Origin of the sequence: Methylosinus sporium, assembly GCF_003113265.1 — a bacterium.
Taxonomy (GTDB): domain Bacteria; phylum Pseudomonadota; class Alphaproteobacteria; order Rhizobiales; family Beijerinckiaceae; genus Methylosinus; species Methylosinus sporium.
Genome location: NZ_PUIV01000011.1, coordinates 78,492 through 96,528 on the forward strand (window position 1 = coordinate 78,492; position 18,037 = coordinate 96,528).

At 64.6% G+C, this 18,037-nt stretch carries 16 protein-coding genes; 15 read left to right on the forward strand and 1 reads right to left on the reverse strand.

Annotation, left to right across the window (positions count from 1 at the left end; translation table 11 throughout):
• Positions 1-113 precede the first annotated feature (113 nt).
• The 11 genes from C5689_RS09565 to C5689_RS09610 all read left to right on the forward strand — a co-directional run bounded on the left by C5689_RS09565 (position 114) and on the right by C5689_RS09610 (position 13,289).
• Positions 114-1,010 carry an N-acetylmuramic acid 6-phosphate etherase gene (locus tag C5689_RS09565; RefSeq protein WP_108917046.1) on the forward strand — a complete coding sequence of 299 codons (897 nt, stop codon included), beginning with the start codon at positions 114-116 and terminating at the stop codon, positions 1,008-1,010.
• A 92-nt stretch (positions 1,011-1,102) separates the two neighbouring features.
• A complete protein-coding gene (locus tag C5689_RS09570) occupies positions 1,103-1,894 on the forward strand; it encodes a TOBE domain-containing protein (protein ID WP_108917047.1) in 792 nt (263 codons plus the stop codon).
• A gap of 40 nt (positions 1,895-1,934) precedes the next feature.
• Positions 1,935-2,801 (forward strand): hypothetical protein, encoded by an 867-nt coding sequence (locus C5689_RS18210; RefSeq protein WP_146188368.1) that lies wholly within the window; start codon positions 1,935-1,937, stop codon positions 2,799-2,801.
• Between the two features lie 173 nt (positions 2,802-2,974).
• Entirely contained in the window at positions 2,975-4,267 is a 1,293-nt protein-coding gene (locus C5689_RS09575) for an ABC transporter substrate-binding protein (protein WP_244594654.1), read from the forward strand.
• The gene (locus C5689_RS09580) at positions 4,264-5,583 is read left to right on the forward strand and encodes a di-heme oxidoreductase family protein (RefSeq protein WP_108917049.1); all 1,320 of its coding nucleotides are present in this window, start codon (positions 4,264-4,266) and stop codon (positions 5,581-5,583) included. The genes C5689_RS09575 and C5689_RS09580 overlap by 4 nt, the downstream gene beginning before the upstream one ends.
• Before the next feature lie 105 nt (positions 5,584-5,688).
• Complete coding sequence (locus tag C5689_RS09585) at positions 5,689-7,827, forward strand: TonB-dependent receptor (RefSeq protein WP_108917050.1); 2,139 nt, start codon at positions 5,689-5,691, stop codon at positions 7,825-7,827.
• Positions 7,828-7,996: 169 nt separating this feature from the next.
• Positions 7,997-8,686 carry a histidine phosphotransferase ChpT gene (gene chpT / locus C5689_RS09590; protein ID WP_108917051.1) on the forward strand — a complete coding sequence of 230 codons (690 nt, stop codon included), beginning with the start codon at positions 7,997-7,999 and terminating at the stop codon, positions 8,684-8,686.
• A gap of 158 nt (positions 8,687-8,844) precedes the next feature.
• Positions 8,845-11,451: a hybrid sensor histidine kinase/response regulator gene (locus C5689_RS09595; RefSeq protein WP_108917052.1), complete on the forward strand. Its 2,607-nt coding sequence runs from the start codon at positions 8,845-8,847 to the stop codon at positions 11,449-11,451.
• Positions 11,448-11,990: a chemotaxis protein CheW gene (locus tag C5689_RS09600; RefSeq protein WP_108917053.1), complete on the forward strand. Its 543-nt coding sequence runs from the start codon at positions 11,448-11,450 to the stop codon at positions 11,988-11,990. The genes C5689_RS09595 and C5689_RS09600 overlap by 4 nt, the downstream gene beginning before the upstream one ends.
• Positions 11,990-12,355 carry a response regulator gene (locus C5689_RS09605; protein ID WP_108917054.1) on the forward strand — a complete coding sequence of 122 codons (366 nt, stop codon included), beginning with the start codon at positions 11,990-11,992 and terminating at the stop codon, positions 12,353-12,355. Before C5689_RS09600 ends, C5689_RS09605 begins: the two co-directional genes overlap by 1 nt.
• Before the next feature lie 109 nt (positions 12,356-12,464).
• The gene (locus C5689_RS09610; protein WP_108917055.1) at positions 12,465-13,289 is read left to right on the forward strand and encodes a CheR family methyltransferase; all 825 of its coding nucleotides are present in this window, start codon (positions 12,465-12,467) and stop codon (positions 13,287-13,289) included.
• 181 nt (positions 13,290-13,470) lie between these two features.
• On the opposite strand, the gene ctrA is transcribed toward C5689_RS09610, so the two are convergent.
• Positions 13,471-14,172 (reverse strand): response regulator transcription factor CtrA, encoded by a 702-nt coding sequence (gene ctrA, locus C5689_RS09615; RefSeq protein ID WP_108917056.1) that lies wholly within the window; start codon positions 14,170-14,172, stop codon positions 13,471-13,473.
• Positions 14,173-14,797: 625 nt separating this feature from the next.
• Between ctrA and rpmH the strand changes: the two genes are divergently transcribed.
• From rpmH to yihA, 4 genes are read left to right on the forward strand one after another with little or no spacing between them, the layout of a single operon-like run.
• Positions 14,798-14,932 (forward strand): 50S ribosomal protein L34, encoded by a 135-nt coding sequence (rpmH, locus tag C5689_RS09620; protein ID WP_024878470.1) that lies wholly within the window; start codon positions 14,798-14,800, stop codon positions 14,930-14,932.
• Positions 14,933-14,968: 36 nt separating this feature from the next.
• Positions 14,969-15,391, forward strand: a complete 423-nt coding sequence (gene rnpA / locus C5689_RS09625; protein WP_108917057.1) for a ribonuclease P protein component — start codon at positions 14,969-14,971, stop codon at positions 15,389-15,391.
• Entirely contained in the window at positions 15,388-17,232 is a 1,845-nt protein-coding gene (gene yidC / locus C5689_RS09630; RefSeq protein WP_108917058.1) for a membrane protein insertase YidC, read from the forward strand. The genes rnpA and yidC overlap by 4 nt, the downstream gene beginning before the upstream one ends.
• A 32-nt stretch (positions 17,233-17,264) precedes the next feature.
• Complete coding sequence (yihA, locus tag C5689_RS09635; RefSeq protein ID WP_108917067.1) at positions 17,265-17,927, forward strand: ribosome biogenesis GTP-binding protein YihA/YsxC; 663 nt, start codon at positions 17,265-17,267, stop codon at positions 17,925-17,927.
• The last annotated feature ends 110 nt before the right edge of the window (positions 17,928-18,037 follow it).

The following is an 18,037-nucleotide window of genomic DNA, read 5'->3' on the forward strand; positions in this document are numbered from 1 at the left end:
TATATGTCACAAGAACGCGCTTCGGGCGAGCGCGAAATCCCCCTCGCGCGGCAGCGCCTTCGCTTGCGATTTCGCGTCGAGGGACGAATTCTTGTCTTCAAGGGAGACATCGCATGGAAACGGAGCGTCCGAGCCCGCGCTATTCGTCGATCGACGCATGGGAGCCGCGCGAGATTCTCGATGCGATGATCGAAGGGCAATTCGCCGCCGTCGCCGCCGTGCGCGCTGCGCGTCCGGCGATCGAGACCGCGGCGCTCGCCGTCGTGCGGCGCCTCTCGCGCGGGGGACGCATCGTCTATGTCGGCGCCGGAACCTCCGGCCGGCTCGCTGTGCAGGACGGCGCCGAATTGACGCCGACCTTCAGCTGGCCGCAGGAGCGCTTGCTGCTATTGATGGCCGGCGGCGACGATGCGCTGCTGAAAGCGGTCGAAGGCGCCGAGGACGAGGCCGAGCGCGGCGCCGAGCTGATGCGCCGCCATGCGATCGGCGAGGCCGATGTCGTCATCGCCGTCGCCGCCAGCGGCACGACGCCTTTCACGCTCGCCTGCCTGCGCGAAGCGGCGCGGCGCGGCGCACTGACCATCGGCGTCGCCAATAATCGCGATGCGCCGCTGCTCGCGGCGGCGGAACATGCGCTGTTTCTCGACACGGGCTCGGAGGCGATCGCCGGCTCGACGCGCATGAAGGCGGGCACGGCGCAGCGCATCGCCCTGCTGATGCTCTCCTCGCTGGTGATGATTCTGCAAGGACGCGTCTATGAAGGGCTGATGGTGGATGTGCAGGCCTCCAACAAAAAGCTCCTGCGCCGCAGCGAGCGCATTCTCGCGCGCCTCACGGGCGGCCGCGACGCCGCCGAAATAGACGCGGCGCTGCGTCGCGCCGATGGCAGCGTCAAGCTGGCCTATCTTCTTCTCCAGGGCCATGGACTCGATGAGGCGCGCGCCGCGCTCGAAGACGCGCGCGGCCATTTGCGCCGCGCCGTGAAGGCTCTGGCCGGCGCGCCGATTTGAAAAATCTTCGGCATCCGAGCCCCGACGGTTCGAATTTTGATGCGTATTCGACGAAGACGTATAATTATTCGCCGAAAAGGAATCGTGAGAGCATGACAGTCAACAAGATCGACGCGCTGCTGGCGCTTCGCAGCGAAGGGCGCTTTCTCGTCGGGCGCGATCGTATCAAGCTGCTCGAGGCTGTCGCCGAATATGGCAGCATCACCAAGGCCGCGAAGGTCGTGGGCTTCAGCTATAAGACGGCCTGGGACGCTGTGAACGCGATCAACAATCTGCTGCCGAGCCCCGCTTTTGTGACAAAGGCCGGCGGCCGTTCCGGCGGCGGCGCCGAGGTCACGGCGGAAGGGCGCCGGCTCATCGCCACCTTTCATCGTCTGGAGGAGCGGCTGTCGCGCATCTCCTCGCTCATCGCCGAAGAGGGCCTCGAGGATCAGGATGATTTTCTGCTCTGGAGCGTGGGCGTCAAAATTTCTGCACGCAATGTATTTCAGACGGAAGTCGTCTCGGTGAAGAAATGGCCCGTCGATGTCGAGGTTCTGCTGCGCGTCTCGCCGGAGACCTCCATTCACGCCATCGTCACAAACGATTCGGCGGTCGAGCTCGGCCTGGAGCCGGGACGCAAGACGCTGGCGCTGATCAAATCCTCCTTCGTCCATCTCACCACGCCCGAGCACACGCCCCCCGGCGTGCGCAATCAGTTCACCGGCGTGGTGCGGCGGCGAATCGACGCAGAGCGCAACAGCGAGGTGCTGCTCGACATCGGCGCGGGCAAGACGATGCACGCTGTCGTGCCGCGGCAGACGGCGGAAGATCTCGGCATAGCGGAAGGCGAGCGCGCCGTGGCCAGCTTCAGCCCGACCGACGTCATACTCGCGGTAGACTGACCTTGGCAGTCAATAAATAACAATTTCAAAGGACAGATTGATGAGCATTGAGTTACGAGACAAATTTATTGGCTACGTAGATATTCTCGGCTTTTCTTCATTGACATATGCCGTTGAAGAGGGGCGTCATTTTACATGGGATCAATTCGCAGAACTAATCAAGGCACTTGGAACGGAGTTTGATAAGAAAGCAATACACGATTATGGCCCGACCGTGTGCCCAACAGCGCCCCGCATCCAGAATAATTTAGACTTCCAACTGACGCAGGCATGGGATTCTGTTGTCATCTCTACCGAGACTTCTCCCGCCGGAGCGATTAGTCTTGTATCACACTGCTTCAAAGCCTGCGCTCGTTTACTTAGGCACGGCGTAATGTGCCGTGGCTACATCGCGCGCGGGAAAATTTTCCACCTGGATAATGTTGTTCTCGGCTCAGCTCACGTTAATGCAGTTATGAAGGAAAAGCATGTTTCCTTCTATCAACAAGAAGGGCAAGAAGATGGAACGCCATTCATCGAGGTAAGCCCTGATATCGTTGATTTCATAGACACACAATCTGACGAATGCGTAAAAGAGATGTTTTCTCGAATGACTTTAACCCATGACGGGCTTTGTGCAATTTTTCCGTTTAAGAGATTTAACGCCGAAGGCACCACAAGCGATTTGAACAAATTAAAAGCAAATAACATTGCTATTCGCAAAGAAATTCATATCCTCCAGCAGAGAGTCCAAAAGCTCGTTGAAACTAGCGCCGCCAAGGACATAGGCAGATCTCTTTGCTACCTACGAGCATTAGAAGAGCAGCTTCAAAGTTGCGACGAATTGGATCAGGACATTTCTGATTTACAGCAGCCGTTTGGCCACCGAATGACCGGAAGAGCGTTCCCAGGCCTCTTCCAGGATTGATAGGTGGTCGGCACCGACTGCAAGGAGCGCCGAACTTCCCGTTGGGTGGGCGAACTACGCCCTCGATTCGGAGAGCGCGGCGATTGACGTCGCCGCGGGCATAAGTATATGCTCTCGCTATGTATCATGAGCATATACCGACACAGAAAGAGTCTCGCCTGTCGAGGCGTAGCGTGCTCGCCGCACTGCTGTCTGCGCTCGGCGTCGCTCTGCTCGGCAGGCCCGCGCGCGCCGCGGACCAGCGCCTCGTGGTCGTCACCAGCTTCCCGGAAGAGCTGACGACTCGCTATGAATCCGAGTTCGAGAAGCTCCATCCCGGCGTTCACGTCCAATTCGTCTGGAAGCAGTCGCGCGACGCGCTCGCCATGCTGAGCGAGAGGGACCAGGGCGGCGCCGACGTCTATTGGGCGCCTGCTCTCGGAAATTTCCCTATATTGCGAGACCGCGGCGCCTTTCAGAAAGTCTCGGTCGACCGCGCCGCTCTGCCGGGGCGGCTCGGCGGGCAGCTTCTCTCGGATCCCAAAGGGCTGTTCGAAGCCTATGACGTCGCCGGCTATGGCATTGTCGTCGATCCGGCCGCGCTCGCCCGCGACGGGCTGAAGCCACCCGAGAGCTGGAGCGATCTCGCCGCGCCCGCTTACGCCGGACGCATCGTCATGCCGATTCCGGCCAAGGTCGGCTTCTCGCCGGCGCTCTATGACATCATCCTGCAGTCGGAGGGCTGGGAGCGCGGCTGGGCGTTGCTCGCCGAAATCGCCGGCGGCGCGGAGTTGCTCGGCTCCGGCGCCGGCCCGACGGCGGCCGTGAAAGAGGAGCGCGCGGCGCTCGGCCTGACGATCGACTTCTTCGCTTTCGGCGCGCTGGCCAATGGCGAGAAGATTTCCTTCGTCTATCCGCAGAAGACCGCCTTTCTGCCGGCCCATATCGCCGTCACCGCGGGGACGCGCCGCCTCGAGGCCGCCAAAGCCTTCGTCGATTACACGCTTTCGACCAAGGGCCAGAAGCTGATGATGGAGGCCGACAGCAGCCGCCATCCGGCCCGGCCGGACGCCTATGCCGACAAGCCGGCCGCCGTCGTCGATCCTTTCGCCCTGCCGCCGGGAACCTTCTATCCTTATGATTCCGAGATCGGTCGGCAGCGGCCCGGCGTCGTCAGCGTGCTGTTCGATTTCGCCATTACAGAGCGCCACGCCGAGACGCAGCGCCTGTGGCGCGCCATTCACGCCGCCGAGGCGCGGCTCGCCGCCGCCCCGGACGCCGCGGGAAGCGCCGCCGTCGCCAAGGCGCGCAAGCTCGCCGGCTTCACGCCCGTTACCGAGGCGCAGGCGAAAGACCCCGCTTTTCTCGATCGTTTTTCCAGCCGCGAGCTGAAGGACGGCGATCTCGCCGCCCGTTGGCGCGCAGAAATTTCATCGGCCCGAGCCGAGGCGCTGAGCCTCGTCGCCTCCGCCGAGCCGCGTCTGTGAGGCGGCGGCTTCTCCTCCCATTCGCGCTGTTCGTTCTGACCGCCGGCGCGCCCTATGAGAATCCCAAGCTCGACGGCGACGCTTTTTCCCGCCCCTTCGCCGGGCTGGACGAGGGGTTTTTGCGCGCCTTTCGGCAAGGGAACGCGTTGTTTCGCCAGGCCTGGGTCATCGGCCCTTCGCAGGATCAGAGCGAAATCACCGGGCTCGGGCCGCTCTATAATCGGCTCTCCTGCGTCGCCTGCCATGTCAAGAACGGCCGCGGCCCGGCGCCGGACCCGGAGAATGGGATCGCCCGCGCCATGGTGGTGCGGCTCGGCCTGCCCGGCCGCGACGCCCATGGCGGGCCGTCGCCGCATCCGACCTATGGCGGCCAGCTCAATCCGGAGGGCAATCCCGGCGTCGCCGGCGAAGGCCGCGCGATCGTGGCGTTCGACGAAGTCGAGACGCGCCTTCCCGATGGCGAGGCCGTTTCACTGAGTCGGCCGCGCCTCTCCTTTCGTGATCTCGCCTATGGGCCGCTCGGCGACGATGTGCGGATTTCGCTGCGCAATGCGCCTCCGGTCTTCGGACTCGGCCTGCTGGAGGCCGTGCCCGACGAGGAGATTTTGCGCTATGCGGCGGGCCAGAGCCGCGGCCGGCCGAACCATGTCTATGACATGGCGGCCGGCCGCATGGCGCTCGGCCGCTTCGGCCTGAAGGCCAATCAGCCCAATCTGCGCCAGCAGATCGCCAACGCCTTCGCCGAGGACATCGGCATCTCCTCCTATCTCTTCCCCGAGCCCAATTGCACCGCTGCGCAGCCGGAATGCCGCGCGGCGGCGGGACGGGAGATCGAACTCTCCGACGCGCGGCTCGAGGCTTCGCTCGCCTATATGCGCGGCCTCGCCGTTCCGGCCCGCCGCAATCTCTCCGATCCGCGCGTCGCCAAAGGCGAGACGCTGTTCCGCGATATCGGCTGCGCCGCCTGCCATCGCGAGACGATGACGCTCGGAGAGGTCGCCTACGCGCCCTGGCTGAGCGGGACGGAGATTCATCCCTATAGCGATCTTCTGCTGCACGACATGGGCGATGGGCTCGCCGACGGGCGCGAGGATTTCGAGGCCGGTCCGCGCGACTGGCGCACGCCGCCGCTATGGGGCCTCGGCCTCGCCGGGCGCTTTGGAACGCCCGCGGATTTTCTCCATGACGGCCGCGCCCGCAGCGTCACGGAAGCGATCCTCTGGCACGCCGGAGAGGCGGAGGACGCGGCGCAGCGGTTTCGCGGCCTGACGCGCGCGGAGCGCGAGGCGCTGCTCGCATTTTTGGGGTCGCTCTAATGGACGCGAAATCTCGATGAAGCGCGGAATCTGCCCCCTCTCCCGCTGAGCGGGGGATGGCTGGCGAGGGGGCGTCGGGACTATGGGACAATCGGGGGAAGAACGATGAAACTCAGCAAATTCGCGCCCTTGGGCGCCGCCAGCGTCGCCAGCGTCGCCGCGCTCATCGCGAGCGGCGCAACTCTCGCCGCCGAGCAGCCGCAGCCTTTCGATCTCGGCGAGATTCACGTCGGCCTCGAGCACAAGGCCCTTCCGCTCGACAAGAAGAAGGACGACGGCCCGGCGCCGCTGCAGCAGACCGACTCCTATGGCGGCGTGACAATCAGCAACCGCCAGAACGAGACCTTCCAGCGCGATTCGCTCGATCGCGCGGTCAATCTCGCCGCGGGCGTCGTCAGCAATTCCACCGGCAGCACGCGCAATGAGCAGAACATCTATGTGCGCGGCTTCGACCGCTGGCAGGTTCCGCTCACCATCGACGGCGTTCGCGTCTATCTGCCCGCCGACAATCGGCTCGACTTCGCGCGCTTCATGACGCCGGACGTCGCCGCAGTGCAGATCGCCAAGGGCTATGTCTCGGTGCTGGACGGGCCGGGCGGCATGGGCGGCCAGATCAATCTCGTCTCGCGCAAGCCGGCGAAGGAGATAGAGGGCGAGCTGCGCACCGGCCTCGAATTCGGCCGCGACGGCAGCTATGAGGGCATAAAGACCTATGCGCTGCTCGGCACGAAGCAGGATAATTATTATCTGCAGCTCAGCGGCTCCTGGCGCGATCTGCGCGGCTGGATGCTGCCGGAGAGCTATACGCCCACCAATAATCAGGGCGAGGGCTTCCGCGGCAATTCGGGGACCTATGATTGGAGCCTCAACGCCAAGGCCGGCTACACGCCCAACGACACCGACGAATATTCGCTGAGCTTCATCCGCCAGGACGGCAAGAAGGGCGCGCCCTATCACACGACCGACGGGCTGAACAGCCAGCGCTATTGGCGCTGGCCCTATTGGCGCGTGCAGAATCTCTATTTCCTGTCCAACACCAAGATCGGCGATTCGTCCTATGTGAAGACCAAGGCCTATTGGAGCAAGTTCGACAACGACCTCTTCTCCTACAACGACCCCTTCCTGGCCTATCAATCCTCGGCCAAAGCCTTCCGCAGCTATTATCAGGATTATGCGCTCGGCGCCGATGTGGAGGTCGGGCATGATTTCGGCGAGTTCGACACGCTGAAGATCGCCGGCCACTACCGCTTCGACGAGCACGCCACCTGGCAGGAATATTACGGCGTCAATGTCGCCAATAAATCGACCGGATGCGTCATAAACGTCATCTGCTTCACTCAACCGATCGTCTACACGCAGGAAGACACTTATTCGATCGCGGTCGAGAACACCTTTCATCCGACCAAGGACATCGATCTCGTCGGCGGCTTCGCCTATGACTGGCGCCATCTGCGCAAGGCAGATGATTTCGTGGTCGGCACGGGCGTCATCGGCTATCAGCTGCGGGATGTGCAGGCCCCCAATTTCCAGGGCGCGGCCATCTGGCGCTACAGCGACACCAACAAAGTCTATTTCAACGTCTCCGACCGCGAGCGCTTCCCCACCATCTTCGAGCGTTTCAGCTCGCGTTTCGGCGGCGCCACCTCCAACCCCGGACTGATGCCCGAGCGCGCGATCAATTTCGACATCGGCTGGGCGAGCGAGTTCGCGCCGGGCAGCCGCATTCAATTGGACGCCTTCCACTCCATCGTCCGCAATCTGATCCAATCCGTGCCGGCGCCCGCCTATGGCGCGAGCGTCACCCAGAGCCAGAATGTCGGCGACGCCAGCTTCTGGGGCGGGGAGGTCACGGTCGATTATCGCGCCTCCGACGAGCTGTCGCTGGGCGGCAATCTGACGCTGATGCGCCGCTCGGTCTATGCGCCCTACATCCTCAACTTCCAGCCGACGGGCGTGCCGGACGGCAAAATGTTCCTCTACGCCGGCTGGCGGCCTTTCGACGGGCTGACGCTGACGCCGAATGTCGAGATGAACAGCAATCGCTGGACCTCCAACACGGCGGGGACGATCTATTATCGGACCGGCGCCTTTTTCCTGGCCAATTTCACGGCTGAATATCAGCTGCATCCGAACTTCAAGATCGAAGGCGGGGTGCGCAACATGTTCGACACCGCCTACACATTCACCGACGGCTATCCCGAGGCGGGGCGCAGCTTCTTCCTCGGCGCCAAGGCGACGTTCTGAAGGCTCGCGTGGGGCTGGCCGCGCGCCGGCCGGCCCCGACGGCGACGCTTTGCAAGCGGGCGCGGCGCGGCTACCAATGGGGCAAATGGGCGCGGGTGATTCGTTTTAGCCGCGTTCCCGCTCTGGCCGGGGCCGCCATGGCGTTCCGGCAGATCATTCGGATGGCCTCATGACCAAATTCGCGCTCGACTCCCTCGATCTCGCCGCGCTGCTCTCCTCCCGCGTCTGCCATGACGTGATCTCGCCCGTCGGCGCCATCGTCAACGGGCTGGAGGTGCTGGAGGAGGAGAAGGACGCCGAGATGCGCGGCCATGCGCTGGCGCTCATCAAATCCAGCGCGGCGGAGGCGTCCGCCCGGCTGCAATTCTGCCGCCTCGCCTTCGGCGCCGCCGGCTCCAAGGGCGCCGAGATCGACACCGGCGACGCCGAGCATGTGACGCGCCAGCTGCTCGCCGACGAGCGCACCAAGCTCGAATGGAGCGTGCCGCGCGTGCTGATGTCGAAGAACAAGGTGAAATTGCTGCTCAATCTCTGCCTGATCGCCGATGCGGCGATTCCGCGCGGCGGCGTCATCTCGGTCGCCTCCACCGGCGCCGGAGACGAGGTCGCCTTCACCCTCGAGTCGAAGGGCGTGAACGCCCGCATCGCCGCGGCGATTCCGGCCCTGCTGGCCGGCGAGCCGGAGGAGGGCGTCGTCGACGCGCGCGCCATTCAGGCCTATTACGCCGGCCTCGTCGCAAAGGCGAGCGGGCTCGAGGTCGAAATCTCCACAGAGCCGGAGCATGTGACCATCACCGCGCGGCCGGCCGCCGCGCAGGCTGAGCAGGAGATCGAGACGCCGACGGCGCTCGAGGCCTGAGACGAGAGCGTCTCCGGCCGAAGCGGACGCCGGTTCGGCGCTGGAAACGAGTCGGAACGAGAACTCGGGGCCTTTCTGCGCTTCGACGACCACAGAAAGCCCGCGCCTTCGACCTCGAGCGTGGGAATTTCACTTCTCTTAACCAGAATGCGTCAAGAATGGCGTCGACGCTGCTCATGCGGCCCGAGATCGACGACGCCATGGACGAACTTCTCAACGATTTCCTCGTCGAGACCGCCGAGCACATCGATGCGGCGACGATGGAGCTCGTCTGTCTCGAGAAGGACCCGAGCGATCGGGCGCTCATCGCCAGCCTCTTCCGCCATGTGCATACGATCAAAGGCACCAGCGGCTTTTTGAAGCTGCCGCGCGTCGGCCGGCTGACCCATTCGACCGAGGCGCTCATCGGCGCGCTGCGCGACGGCGCGCCGGTCCGCGCCTCGCATGTCACGCTGATCTTCGCCGCCGTGGACCGCCTGAAGGATATTCTCGCGGAAATGGGCCGTTCCGAGGAAGAGCCCGCGGGCGACGACGAGGAGCTCGTCGTCGCGCTGGAGGACGCGACGCGACGCGCGCGCCTCGGCGAGGCCGAGCCGCCGGCGGCCGAAATCGCCGAAACGGACCTCGCCGCGCCGCTCGCGGAACCGCGCGCCGCGCAGCCGCCGAACGAGGCGCACGCCGCCGGCGTCGCCCATATCGGCGAGACGGTGCGCGTCTCGGTCAATGTGCTCGACCGGCTGATGGGCATCGTCTCCGAGCTCGTCTCCACCCGCAATCGGCTGCTCGAATTGTCGAGCGCTTGGGCCGGCGGCGACGAGGCGATGAGCAGCACGGTGCAGACGCTGTCCAATATCACCAGCGATTTGCAGGATGCGGTGATGAGCGCGCGGATGCAGCCGGTCGGACGGCTGTTCTCGACGCTGCCGCGCCTCGTGCGCGATCTCGCCCATGATCTCGGCAAGAAGATCGTCATCACGACGGAAGGCTCCGACACCGAGCTCGACCGGCAGGTGATCGAGCTCATTCGCGCGCCGCTGACCCATATCATCCGCAATAGCGCCGATCACGGCATAGAGCCGCCGGCCGAGCGCGCGCGCATCGGCAAGAACGAAACCGGCGTCATCACCGTGCGCGCCGCCTATGACGCCGGCCAGATCATCATCGACATCGCCGACGACGGCCGCGGGCTCGACGTCGCGCGCATCCACGCCAAGGCGCTGGCCAATGGGCTCGTCGGCGAGGCGGACATCTCCAAATTCACCGACAGCGAGCTGTTCGAATTCGTCTTCACGCCCGGCTTCTCGACGGCGGACGGCGTCACCAAGGTCTCCGGCCGCGGCGTCGGCATGGATGTGGTGCGCGAGAATATCCAGTCGATCGGCGGCTCCGTCTCGCTGACCTCGCGCTATGGCCGGGGCGCCTGCGTGACGCTGCGCATTCCGCTGACGCTCGCCATCACGCCGGCGCTGATCCTGACCAGCAACGGCTCCCGCTTCGCCATACCGCAGATGACCGTCGTCGAGCTCGTCGGCGTCGGCGACGGTTTCGAGCACGCGATCCAATATATTCATGACGCGCCGGTGCTGCGCCTGCGCAATGACGTGCTGCCGCTGCTCGATCTCTCCACGACGCTCGCGCTCGGCCGCCCGGCCGAGGAGGAGACGCGCGACGGCTTCGTCGTCGTGCTGCGCGTCGGCGCCGCGCGTTTCGGCCTGCTGGTCGAGACGATCGCCGATGTGCAGGAAGTCGTCATCGAGCCGCTGGTGAGCGCGCTGGCGCGTCTCGGCGTGTTCTCGGGCCAGACGATCCTCGGCGACGGATCCGTCGTGCTCATTCTCGATCCGGCCGCGCTGCTCGAACATGGCGGATTGCAGCGGCTGGCCGAGCGCCCGGCCGAAGCGGCGACGCCGGAAGCCTTCACGCCGCGGGCGGAGAAGACGCGGATCATACTGGTCAAGGCGGGCCCGGGCCCGCTGAAGGCGCTGCCTCTGTCCCTCGTTCTGCGCATAGAGGATGTGCCGCGCGAGCGGCTGATCCCTTCGGACGGGGCTTTCGTCATGGCCTATCGCGACAGCCTTCTGCCGATCATTCCGGCGACGGCGGATGTGGCGCTCGACCGCCCCTCCAGCCCGATCCTGGTGCTGTCCGGCGCGGGCCAGTCCATGGGCCTGCTCATAGAGGATATCGTCGACGTGACCGACGAAATTCTCGATCTGCAGCGGGAGAGCAATTCCCCGCATATCCTCGGCTCGATCCAGCTCGGCGGCGAGATCGTCGAATTTCTCGACGCCACTTACTACATGCGCATCGCCTGCCCCGCCGCCGTGGCGCGCGGCGTCAGCAAGCGGCATCGCATTCTGCTCGTCGACGACAAGGCCTTCTTCCGCGACATGCTGGCGCCGATTCTCGGCTCCGCCGGCTATGAGGTGACGACCGCGGCCTCGGCGCCGGAAGCCCTCTCCTTCTTGCGCAAAGGGCTCGCCGTCGAAGCCGTGGTGACGGATACCGACATGCCGGAGATGGACGGCTATAATTTCGCCCGCGCGCTGCATGAGCTGCCCGGCCTCGCCGATCTGCCGGTGGTGGCGCTCGCGGCGCAAGCCGCGCCGAGCGTGCTCGCCGCCGCGAAAGCCTGCGGCATCGCTTCCGTCACCGGCAAATTCGATCGCCGCGCGCTCATCGAATGCGTCGGCCGCCTGCTCGACAAGGCGGACACAGCGCCGCGCGATCTCGAATTGCGCATCATGTCGGAGCTCGCCGCATGACGCAGCAGCAACGCGAGACCAATGGACGCCGCCGGCCGATCGACGCGGCCAAGCAGCAGACCCGCAATTTCACCATAAAGGTTCGCGGTCAGAGCTTCGGCCTGCCGGTCGAATGCGTGAAGACGATCTTCCATGTCGACAAAGTGACGCCGGTCCCGCTAGCGCCGCGCGAGATCGCCGGCCTCGCCAATCTGCGCGGCCGCATCGTCACCGCGCTGCGGCTCGATCGCTGTCTCGAGCTCGACGGCGGCGACCGACCCGATTCGAAGCTCGCCGTCTGCATAGAGCACAATGGCGAGCGCTACGCTCTGCTCATCGACGAGACCGGCGACGTCGTCACCTGCGAGGAGGACGAGCGCATGGTCTGCCCGACCCATGTCGGACAGCAATTCATCGACGCCACCAACGCCTGCTACCGCCTCGACGACGATTTCCTGCCGATCCTCGACATTCCGGCGCTGGTGCGGCGCCTGTCGAGGCAGAGCGAGAGCGGCGGCCGCGACGGCCATTCGAGAGACGCATCCCGAGGAGGAGACTAATGAAGCAGATTCTGGTCGTGGACGATTCTGCGGTCATCCGCAAAGTCGCGCGCCGCATTCTCGAAGGAATGCAATTTTCCACCGTCGAGGCGGAGAACGGCCGCAAGGCGCTGGTCGCCTGCGAGCAGGCGATGCCGGATGCGATCCTGCTCGACTGGAACATGCCGGAGATGGACGGCGTCGAATTCCTGCGCGCGCTGCGCAAAATGCCCGGCGGGGCGGGTCCCAAAGTGGTGTTCTGCACCACGGAGAACGAGGCGAGCCATATCGCTCTGGCGATGGACGCCGGCGCCGACGAATATATCATGAAGCCCTTCGACCAGCATGTGGTGCGGTCGAAGCTCGAGGATATCGGCGTCATCTGAGCCCGAACGGCAGCAACAGGGACGCTCTCGCGAGCGACGGCGCAATGCGGAAACGGGCGGCGGTCCGCGTTTTTCGACCCGGCGCGGAGACTGCGGCGGGGAGGCTGGAATGAGCCTCGCCTTCGCGCGCCTGCGGCGCCTCATCGGCTCGGTCGCCGGCATTTCGCTCGGCGCCGACAAGCTCTACTTCGCCCAGAGCCGGCTCGAGCCGATCATGCGGGCGCATGAATGCCGCGATCTCGCCATGCTCATGCGCCTCATCGAAAAGCACGAGGACGAGGCGCTGCTGCAGCGCGTCGTCGAAGCGATGACGAATAACGAAACCTCGTTTTTCCGCGACCGCGTTCCCTTCGAGAAGCTGAGGCAGGAATGGCTTCCCGAACTGATGGCGCGGCGCGGCGAGCCGCGCCGCCTGCGCATTTGGTCGGCCGCCTGCTCGACCGGACAGGAGCCCTATTCCATCGCCATGGCGCTCGCCGAATCGGAGCCCGATCTCGAGGACTGGACGATCGAGATCCTGGCGACGGATATTTCGGAACTGGCTCTGGAGACGGCGCGGCGGGGCGTCTATAGCCAGTTCGAGGCGCAGAGGGGCCTCACCACGGCGCGGCTGCTGCGCCACCTCGAGCCCTTCAAAGGATATTGGCGCGTCAATGACGCGCTGCGGGCGCGCGTCGCCTTCCAAAAGCTCAATCTGCTCGACGAATTTCGCGACGCCGGACCTTACGACATCGTCTTTTGCCGCAATGTGCTCATGTATTTCGAACCCGATGTGCGGCGCGACGTCATGACGCGCCTGTTCGGCGCGCTGGCGGAAGACGGCGTGCTGATTCTCGGCGCGGCGGAGACGATGGAGTTCGACGAGCGCTTCACGACATCGACCTCCGGCGACTGCCGCATTCTGCCACGCCGGCGCCGCGCCGCCATCGCGTGATCCGCGCGGCTTCGTCGGGCGCGATTCGGGCAGCCAGTCTCATGAGTTCTCGTTTCGACGCGTTTCCAACGCCGAGCCAGCGTCCGCTTCGGCTGGAAACGCTCTCGAAGCCGGATGAGCGGCAAAAATGCAAAGGGGCCCGGCGAGGGCCCCTTTGCATTTCGTCGCTCCGGCTTTGGGCTCAAGCGGTGATGCGCTCGTCGGCTTCGCTCGGCTCGCGCAGCACATAGCCGCGGCCCCACACCGTCTCGATGTAGTTGCGGCCTTCGCTGGCGTTGGCGAGCTTCTTGCGCAGCTTGCAGATGAACACGTCGATGATCTTGAGCTCCGGCTCGTCCATGCCGCCGTAGAGATGGTTGAGGAACATCTCCTTGGTGAGGGTCGTGCCCTTGCGCAGCGAGAGCAGCTCGAGCATCTGATATTCCTTGCCGGTCAGATGCACGCGGGCGCCGGAGACCTCCACCGTCTTCTGGTCCAGATTGACGACGAGATCGCCCGTGGTGATGACCGATTGGGCGTGGCCCTTGGAGCGGCGCACGATGGCGTGAATGCGCGCCACCAACTCGTCCTTGTGGAAGGGCTTCGTCAGATAATCGTCAGCGCCGAAGCCCAGACCCTTCACCTTGTCCTCTATGCCGGCGAGGCCGGACAGGATCAGAATCGGCGTCTTGACCTTGGCGACCCGCAAGGTGCGCAGCACCTCATAGCCGGACATGTCGGGCAGATTCAAATCGAGCAGGATGATGTCGTAATCGTAGAGCTTTCCGAGATCGATGCCCTCTTCTCCGAGGTCCGTCGTATAGACGTTGAAATTCTCGGATTTGAGCATGAGCTCGATGCTTTGAGCGGTCGCGCTGTCATCCTCTATCAGTAAAACGCGCATTTTCGATCCCCACCCAGCTCCACCAAATCTGCCCCCGGACGCCGTCGCGCCGCCCGAGCGTCGACGATGCGCCGAGATTCGTCGGGCGCGCGCCGAGTTCTATGTCTATTTGTCGAAACGCTAAGCGGTAATGGTTAACAAACCCTGACCTTCGGCCCGGCGGCAAACCAGAACCTCGATCGTCGACGGCTGGAGGAGCCGCCACGAGCCAGAACAGCGTCTCTCGAGGGGGACGAATCGACCGGCTCCCTCATTTATACAAGCCGCTCGCGCGGCTGCGAAGCGCTCCGGCGCTACGCAAACTCCGCGGCGAAAGCTTCACGAAAGCCCCGCGACGCCGTGGTTCGCGCTGCGCTGCGCGATTGACTTATGCGCGGGCTTTCTCCTATATGCCGGCGCGGCGTCGGAAAGACGCGTTTCGTGCGGGGGCTTGCGCGCCCACAAAAATGCGGATGCAGCCGGCCGCGGGCGAGACGCCCGACGAGACCTGAACACAAGATCGAGGGCCGTGGCGGCGGCCGGCCGATGACGAGCTGTCGGCGCGAGGCGATGTCGACGCGAGCGCTGTCGGCGCGCGCGGCGGGACGGCTCTTCGATCGGCGACCTGAGCGAGCGGAGACCCAAGGTGAAGAGAACTTATCAACCCAGCAAATTGGTGCGCAAGCGCCGCCACGGCTTTCGCGCCCGCATGGCGACCGTCGGCGGCCGCAATGTCCTCGCGGCGCGCCGCGCCCGCGGACGCAAGCGCCTGTCCGCCTGATTTCGCAGGCTTCTCGGCCGAATGAGGACGAGAGGCATGAGCGAGAACATCCCGACCGAAACGCGGAAGACGAAGCCGCGACGACTGCGAAAACGGCGCGAGTTTCTGCGCGCCGCCAAGAGCGGGCTCAGTCGCGGCGCGCGCGCCTTCAAGCTGCAGGCGGCGGCCCGAGAGGGCGAAGATTCGGAGGCGCCGCGCTTCGGCTTCACCGTGACGAAGAAAGTCGCCGGCGCCGTCGGCCGCAACCGTATCCGGCGCCGATTGAGAGAGGCGCTGCGGCTCTGTGGCGCATCCGGTCTCCCGGGCTATGATTATGTCTTCGTCGCCCGGCCCGAGGCATTGACGGCGCCTTTTCTGGAATTGACGGCGCAAATCGCGGACGGACTGACGAAGCTCAGGCCGGGCGACAAGACCCGGCGCCACCATCGCAACTCCAAAGACAGGCCGCAGGCGTCATGAACGAATATACGAAGAATGTCCTCATAGCGGCCGGCCTGTCGATGCTGGCGATCGCCGGCTGGGATTATTTCTACGCTTTCCCCAAGCTCGAGCAGCAGCAGAAGGAAGCGCAGCTCGCGCAGCAGCAGAGGCCCGCGGCGCAAAAGCCCGCCGCCAAACCCGCTGATCAGTCCGCCGCCGACAAAGCCGCGCCTCCGGCCGCCCGGCAGCCACAGCAGAACGTCGCCGCCGCCCGGCCCGCGCCCAAGACGCGCGAGGCCGCGCTCGCCGAGAGCAAGCGCGTCTCCATCGACACGCCCTCCATTTCCGGCTCGATCGCGCTGAAAGGCGGACGCATCGACGACGTCTCGCTGAAAAATTATCACGAGACCGTCGATCCCACGAGCCCGATCATCGTGCTGCTCTCGCCCGAGGGCGCGCCGCAGCCCTATTACGCCGAATCGGGCTTTCTCGCCTCCGACAAGGACACGGCGCCGCCCGCTCTGCCGACCAGCGAATCGCTATGGAGCGCCGATCACGATCAGCTCGCCGTCGGCCAGCCGCTGACGCTGTCCTTCGACAATGGCCAGGGCCTCGTCTTCAAGCGCAAAATCGCGGTCGACGATCAATATATGTTCTCGGTGACCGACAGCGTCGAGAATCACGGCCAGAGCCCCGTCACCATCTATCCCTATCTGCGCGTGTCGCGCATCGGCGCGCTGCAGAGCGCCGGCTACGCCGCCCTGCACGAAGGCTTCGTCGGCGTCTTGGGCGAGGCCGGCCTGCAGGAGCTGAAATTCGAGAAGGTCGAGAAGGAGCCGCACGCCACAAAGTCTTTCGAAGCGACCGGCGGCTGGCTCGGCTTCACCGAGAAATATTGGGCGGCCGTGCTGGTGCCGCAGCAGGATCGGCCGCTGGTGGCGCGCTTCTCGGCTTCGGGCGCCGGAACGACCAAGGCCTATCAGGCCGATACGGTCGAGGCGCCGCTCACGATCGCGCCGGGCGCCTCGGCCTCGGTCGCGTCGCGCATCTTCGCCGGCGCCAAGGTCGTCGACACGCTCGACGCCTATGAGGGCCAGGGCATCAAGCTCTTCGACCGACTCATCGATTGGGGATGGTTCTACTTCCTCACCCGGCCGATGTTCCGCATCATCGACAGCCTGTTCCATGTGCTCGGCAATTTCGGCCTCGCCATTCTGGCCGTCACCGTGCTCGTCAAGATCGCCTTCCTGCCACTCGCCAACAAGAGCTATCTGGCCGTCGCCAAGATGAAGGAAATTCAGCCCAAGATTCAGGCGCTGAAGGAAAAATACGGCAGCGACAAGCAGGCGATGAGCCGCGAGCAGATGGAGCTGTTCCGCCGCGAGAAGGTCAATCCCGCCGGCGGCTGCCTCCCTGCTTTGCTGCAAATTCCAGTGTTCTTCTCGCTCTACAAGGTTCTGATCATCACCATCGAAATGCGCCATGCGCCCTTCTATGGCTGGATCAAGGACCTCTCGGCGCCGGACCCGACCAATATCTTCAACCTCTTCGGCCTCATCCCCTTCGATCCGACCCATATTCCGGTCTTCGGCTCGTTTCTATGGCTCGGCGTTTGGCCGCTCGTCATGGGCGTCTCCATGTGGGTGCAGATGAAGATGAATCCGGAGCCGACCGACGAAATCCAGAAAATGGCCTTCGGCTGGATGCCGGTGATCTTCACCTTCTCGCTCGGCAGCTTCGCCTCCGGCCTCGTGATCTATTGGACCTGGAACAATGTGCTCTCGGTCGCGCAGCAATGGGTCATCATGAAGCGCGCGGGCGTGAAGTTCGAGCTGTGGGACAATCTGAAAAAGACGTTCACCTTCAAAAAGGCCGCCTGATCGCAGGGCGCGCCGCACCCTTGGATCACGCTTTGAACGAAACCCGCGACGAGGATTTCACCGAGCCGGGCCGGCTGCTCTTCGCCGGCCCGTGCGATTTCATATTCGCCAGCGCGAAATCCGGCGATCTGCCGCCGATCGGCCCGCCGGAGATCGCCTTCGCGGGCCGCTCCAATGTCGGCAAATCCTCCCTCCTCAACGCTCTCACCGGCCGCAAGACCTTGGCCCGCGTCTCCAACACGCCGGGGCGCACGCAGCAGCTCAATTTCTTCGCTCTCGGCGCCGCGCCGGGCGCGGAGCCGCTGCGCCTCGTCGATATGCCCGGCTATGGCTACGCCGCCGTCGGCAAGGAGAAGATCGCCAATTGGACACGGCTGATGGAGGAGTTTCTGCGCGGCCGCGCCTCGCTGGCGCGCGTCTTCGTGCTCATCGACAGCCGCCGCGGCGTGAAGGATCTCGATGAAGAGATGTTCGATCTGCTCGACCGCGCCGCAGTCTCCTATCAGATCGTGCTGACGAAACGCGACGAGTTGAAGGTCTCCGAGCGCGAGGCCGCCGTCGCCGCGGTGGAGGCTGCGCTGGCCAAGCGCCCCGCCGCCTTCCCGCGCCTCGCCCTCACCTCCTCGCGCACAGGCGAGGGCGTCGCCGAGCTTCGAGCCGGGATCGCGCGGCTCTTGGCAGAACGAAACGCTTGAATATTGCAGTCTCGTCAGTTCTAAGACGGGCGAGTCGAAGACTGCCCCCACCCTCCCCTTGCAGGGGGAGGGTGGGGGCAGTCTTCGACTCGCCCGTCTTAGAACTGACG